This is a genomic window from Bacillus sp. FJAT-29790 (genome assembly GCF_019039215.1).
Lineage (GTDB): Bacteria > Bacillota > Bacilli > Bacillales > Cytobacillaceae > Cytobacillus.
This window is the reverse complement of the sequence record NZ_JAHNZZ010000001.1, coordinates 1,620,175-1,625,558: the sequence shown is the minus strand read 5'-3', so window position 1 is coordinate 1,625,558 and position 5,384 is coordinate 1,620,175. Positions and strand designations below refer to the sequence as shown.

Sequence of the window (5,384 nt, the reverse complement as noted above, 5' to 3'; positions counted from 1 at the left end):
TAAGACCATAAAGAAAAAGGTCAACCAGAAAAATCTGGCTAACCTTATATTACGAACGGGCCAGATTGTTGAACAACATCTTTCAAGAAAAATGGGTATTTATGTTTATGTTTAAAAGAGCTTGTGAAGGAAAAGCTAACGAATTAAAGGCAGTTTTATTGAGTCGAATATTAAATGAAAAGGTGATCAAATGATACGTTCGTTTAGATTAAATGATGTAGACTACATAATTAACTCACACTATGAACTCTATAAGAGGGAGTTCAATTATGATTTATCTTTTCGAGATTTTTTTAAAGATAGTGTTAAGGGTTTTATTGAAAGGTCAGATAATAAAGAAAGAATTTTCATTTTAGAACTTGAGGGAAAACAAAGTGGTTCGATAAGTATTAAAAAAGTCACTAAGGACATTGCTCAGTTGGGGTTATTTCTGGTTGATCCCAGTGTAAGAAGTTCTGGTTATGGACAGAAGTTGGTGGAAACAGCTATTGAATTTTCTAAAGAAATAGGTTTTAAAATTATTCATACTCTGGACAAATAGTGAACTCACAAAAGCAAGACGAATCAATGAGAAAAATGGATTTAGATTAAAGGAAACTAGGATTCAAAGGTTGTCTAACAAGGAACTTACTGAAGAACAATGGGAGTTAACATTACCAACGAATTAAAAAGGTGTTTATTAAGCGATCGGGCGCTTGTGCGGCTGAGCATAGGTCGTATCATATAACGGGTGGGATTCCCGTCGAGTAAGAACTAGCCATTCGCTCGTAGCGAGTCTTGGAGGGCTAAAGGTAACTTTAGTTTTTAAGCGTAGACAGTTAGGTGGCGGGCCGAAAGCCAAATGGTTGAAGGGATTGAGCTCCATAATGATTGTAGTTCGAGAGGGCTGATGCTTTAAGCGCTGCAGAAAGCTACATTTTATCCCTCGTTAAAGGCAAGAAGGATAGAACCTCTCTGGAGTCATAGACCTTGGCACGTCATACATTGATATGATACGGCAACTCAGGAGACCCTACCGGTCTTTTCTTTGTTTTTCGAAGAGTATGGTGTACAAGCGATAAAAAGCAAGGAAACCAAATGCCGTTGTAGGGAGTCGGATAGCAGCGTAGTACCAATGAAGTTGGGTAATGCCAATGGAGGAAAGGCTGCTACCTAGTTATCACCCTTACTAGAGACACATTTACTACACACAGAGGTAGGTATTTTAAATGGAAACAAAACTACTAAGGATAGCAGAATTAGCAAAGTCTGATCCTAAAATGAAATTTACATCACTTGCACATTTATTAAATAAGCAAGCACTAGCTCAATGTCATCATGAACTACCCAATAGGAAAGCAACCGGGATTAACGGTACAACTAAAGAGCAATACGCTGAACATTTAGAAGAAAACATAGAGGAATTAGTAAGTAAGCTTAAAAGCAAAACCTATCGTCCTGTTCCAGTAAGGAGAATGTATATTCCGAAGCTCAATTCAAACAAGAAAAGACCATTAGGAATACCGGAACATGAAGACAAGATTGTTCAAAAAGGCATTACAAAGATACTAAATACCATCTAAGGAAATGATTTTCTAGACTGTTCCTTTGGGTTTCGTCCTAACCGTAGTTGTCATGATGCTTTGAAAATACTGAACTTCTATATTGAAAAGAGATCAGTAAATTATGTAGTAGATGTCGATATTAAAGGATTCTTTGACAATGTTGACCACAAATGGATGATGGAGTTCTTAAAACTGCGAATTGCTGACCCCAACCTACTAAGAATAATTGGTAGGTTTCTCAAAGGTGGATACATGGAGGAAGGTAAGAAATACAAAACAGACAATGGCACACCGCAAGGTGGAGTAATATCTCCGATATTAGCCAATGTGTATCTTCATTATGTCCTCGACTTATGGTTTGAGAAAAAGGTCAAGAAACAATGCAAGGGACAGGCATATATAGTGAGGTATGCAGATGATTTTGTGTGCTGTTTTCAATATCAGAGCGAAGCTCAGGAATTCTTCCAATCATTAAAATGTAGATTAAAGAAATTTAACTTGGAAATTGCCGAGGATAAAACCAAAATTATTCCCTTCGGGCGGTTTGCGGAGAAATATGCAAAACAAAAAGGAAATAGTAAACCGGCAACCTTTGATTTCCTAGGCTTTACACACTATTGCGGGAAAAGTAAACAAGGGAAATTTCGGGTGAAACGGAAATCCAGTAGGAAGAAAGTCCAAGGTAAACTGAAAGAGTCTAAAGAATGGCTGAAGAAGAATAGAAATAAAGACATTCATATGATCATGGACAGATTTAGACGCTCGCTTATAGGTTATTACAACTATTATTGCATAACTGATAATACTCAAAATGTTAGCAACTTCAAAGACAAAATTGAGAACTTACTGTTTAAATGGCTTAATAGAAGAAGTCAAAGGAAATCCTTTACATGGGATAAATTCATACTATTTCTTGATAAGTATCCATTACCTTCACCAAGAATTAAAGTGAATATATATGATTTAAGAAAAGAGATTAGCTACATTCTGTGAATGATGACTAGGAGGAGCCGTGTGCATTAATAGTGCAAGCACGGTTCTGTGAGGGGATGGAGTACAATTTACCGTAAGGTAGAAAGGCTCCCTTCTACTCGACTTCTGAAATAAGGAAAGCGTCTTTCTTCATGAAAGGGGCCGGATTGTGGTCTAACACATTTACGAGTGCGATGCTTGAATAAAAGCATCGCCTTTTGCTTGTTTAATTTACGAAACAGATGTGAAGATTTACACTTAAAGTAACGGGGAATTAGTAGAACAACAAATGGACTGCAGTTTCTGCAGTTCATTTACGTTTATTGGTATTTAACTAAAAATAGGTTAGTGGGATAAGTGGATGATACTCCTTTAAACTAATTTACATTAATTTGGGGAATTGAAATAATAATAGCATCATATAAAAGTATGGAAGGAGGTAAGTTATATAATGCGGATAATGAATAAATATTTCCGTGCGAATGCGAGTATGGTTTACATTATGACTAATAATGAAGTGATGAATCAAGTCATTGTCTTTTACAGGGGCATGAATGGAATGCTCACCTTTATGGGTTCCTACCCAACTTATGGTAAAGGTACTGGTATAAAGGAAGTCTCTACGGCAACGGCAAACGATGGTGTCGATCCTCTTGCTTCACAAGGAGCCCTAACTTTGTCACGTGATCGACGTTTCCTCCTTGCGGTGAACGCAGGCAGTCATAATATTAGCAGTTTCATCATTACTGAAAGCGGTATCCCTGTTCTCGTGGATGTCAAGCCATCGGGAGGTGCCCAGCCCAATAGCGTAGATGTGTTTGGTAATCTTGTTTATGTTGCCAATGTAGGGAATGAAGCTAACAATTTTGCATCGAATATCACTGGTTTTTTCATAGATGATAATGGTCGCCTTACTTCTATTCCTAGGTCTACCCATTCACTCAGTACCTTTAATGCCCAGCCTGCTCAGGTTCTCTTCACTCGCGACGGTAGTAAAATTCTTGTATCCGAGCTTACTTCAAACCATCTCAGTGTTTTCCATATAAATAAAAATGGTACAGTTACGGAACCAATCGTTAATGATTCTTATGGTCAAGGACCGTTGGGTGCATATTTTCTATCCTCTGGAATCCTCTTAGTTACTGAAGCAGGTTCAAATGCCCTGTCATCCTATTCAATGACCAACGACGGGATCCTTCGTGTGATCAGTGGCTCTGTACCAAACGAATATAAAACCGCATGCTGGGTCGTAACAACAAGGGACGAACGTTTTGCATACATTACAAATACCTTAAGCGGCACCATCTCCACCTACCGAATCGATCCCAATGGAGCACTGTCGGTGGTAAGGCATATTACCAGTACACCGCCAGGTACAGTTCCAGGACTGCCGATGGATGTCGGAGTGAGTAAAGATGGACGGCATTATTACACCCTTAACGGAAACCAGGGTACAGTCTCAGTATTTACTATTCAAGATGATGGAAGTCTGGATAGATTGCAGGTTGCTGCTTGGACTAGCATTCCTTATTTTGGATCACAAGGGTTAGCCATTCTTTGAATTTATTTAGTTTCACTATATTTGGTGGGAGCGCTTTACTGTAACAAGGAAAGTGCCTTATTTATGTAATGGGCTAGATTGTTGAGTAACCCATTTTCAAATAAATTGTTATTTATGTGAAATTTATAGAAGAGATTGTGAATAAATGTACTTAAACAGAAGGGGCTGGAAAGTTCAATAATCTCAGCCCTTTTTCGCTACTCTAGCTCACAACTGGAATAGGTACTCATCTATGTTAACCAAAATGAATATCTATTGTTGAAACCATATTAAATAGGGAGGAATCTTCATGGGATACTTTGTTATTGTAGAGCCAGGTGTGAATTTATATGTAGAAGATATTAACCCGGGGGGAAATAAGACCATCGTATTTTTACATGGCTGGCCGTTAAGCCATAAACAGTTTGAATATCAGTTTAATGTTCTTCCTGCAATGGGCTATCGCTGTATTGGTATAGACTGGAGGGGCTTTGGCAATTCGGATAAACCAATGAGCGGCTATACTTTTAATAGACTTGCAGATGATATCCGCACAGTAGTTGGTACACTTCAAATAAACAATTTTACTCTTGTAGGTCACTCTACCGGTGGGGCTATCGCAATTCGATATATGTCTCGTCACAATGGTTTTGGGGTATCAAAGCTTGTTCTTATTGATGCGGCCGCTCCAACTGGATTTACCGCAGAAACTGCTAATAACTTTCTTAAAGAAACCTTAAATGACCGGCCTAAAATGATACAGGACGTTACAGATGGCTTCTTCTTTCAGTATATAACTAAACCATTTTCGGACTGGTTTTTACAAATGGGATTACAAGCAGCAAGTTGGTCAACAGCTGCTATTATAAATACATTAAGAGATGAGAAGCTACATGCGGATCTCTCAAAAATTAATGTTCCTACTTTAATCATTCACGGTATTCATGACAAAGTTATTCCATTTGCACAAGCACAGGAACTAAATAAAAAAATAAGAAATTCACAGCTTGTACCGTTTCAATATAGTGGTCATGGCCCATTCTGGGAAGAACGTGACAAGTTCAACCAACTATTGACACAATTTGCTTAGTTGAAACTTTGACCTAAATTCAAATAAACGAAGAACGATAGCACACTAATCTAGTACACTTTACGGACAGTTAAATATTTGCTTTAATTATTAGACTCGATACATTGTTGAACTAAAAAATGTGTTAGCTCAACAAGCTAAAGGGCTGCAATTATAATCATTATCTTGATCTTCCGTAAAACCAGCTAATAGTTTGTCAAGATTTTTCAATAAAAAATGTAAAACGTACATGATATAC

At 37.7% G+C, this 5,384-nt stretch carries 5 protein-coding genes and 1 pseudogene; all 6 read left to right on the top strand.

Translation table 11 applies throughout. The features are described from left to right. Nucleotides 1-190: 190 nt before the first annotated feature. Complete coding sequence (locus tag BGM26_RS07590; protein WP_217039170.1) at nucleotides 191-541, top strand: GNAT family N-acetyltransferase; 351 nt, start codon at nucleotides 191-193, stop codon at nucleotides 539-541. A 667-nt stretch (nucleotides 542-1,208) separates the two neighbouring features. Beyond that, on the top strand, nucleotides 1,209-1,562 hold the full coding sequence (locus BGM26_RS21470) for a reverse transcriptase family protein (protein WP_254119126.1): 354 nt from the start codon (nucleotides 1,209-1,211) through the stop codon (nucleotides 1,560-1,562). A gap of 30 nt (nucleotides 1,563-1,592) precedes the next feature. Continuing rightward, nucleotides 1,593-2,144, top strand: a pseudogene (locus tag BGM26_RS21670) (reverse transcriptase domain-containing protein); the annotation flags it as partial. Nucleotides 2,145-2,192: 48 nt separating this feature from the next. Further along, the gene (locus tag BGM26_RS21665) at nucleotides 2,193-2,537 is read left to right on the top strand and encodes a group II intron maturase-specific domain-containing protein (RefSeq protein WP_367949327.1); all 345 of its coding nucleotides are present in this window, start codon (nucleotides 2,193-2,195) and stop codon (nucleotides 2,535-2,537) included. A gap of 430 nt (nucleotides 2,538-2,967) precedes the next feature. Then, the gene (locus BGM26_RS07580) at nucleotides 2,968-4,077 is read left to right on the top strand and encodes a lactonase family protein (RefSeq protein WP_217039168.1); all 1,110 of its coding nucleotides are present in this window, start codon (nucleotides 2,968-2,970) and stop codon (nucleotides 4,075-4,077) included. Nucleotides 4,078-4,366: 289 nt separating this feature from the next. After that, nucleotides 4,367-5,146, top strand: coding sequence for an alpha/beta fold hydrolase (locus BGM26_RS07575; RefSeq protein ID WP_217039166.1), 780 nt, complete (start codon nucleotides 4,367-4,369; stop codon nucleotides 5,144-5,146). The last annotated feature ends 238 nt before the right edge of the window (nucleotides 5,147-5,384 follow it).

Bases quoted from the DNA above. Each gene is read 5' to 3' on its own strand.
- BGM26_RS07590 (WP_217039170.1), top strand. From the start codon at position 191: ATGATACGTTCGTTTAGATTAAATGATGTAGACTACATAATTAACTCA.
- BGM26_RS21470 (WP_254119126.1), top strand. From the start codon at position 1,209: ATGGAAACAAAACTACTAAGGATAGCAGAATTAGCAAAGTCTGATCCT.
- BGM26_RS07580 (WP_217039168.1), top strand. From the start codon at position 2,968: ATGCGGATAATGAATAAATATTTCCGTGCGAATGCGAGTATGGTTTAC.
- BGM26_RS07575 (WP_217039166.1), top strand. From the start codon at position 4,367: ATGGGATACTTTGTTATTGTAGAGCCAGGTGTGAATTTATATGTAGAA.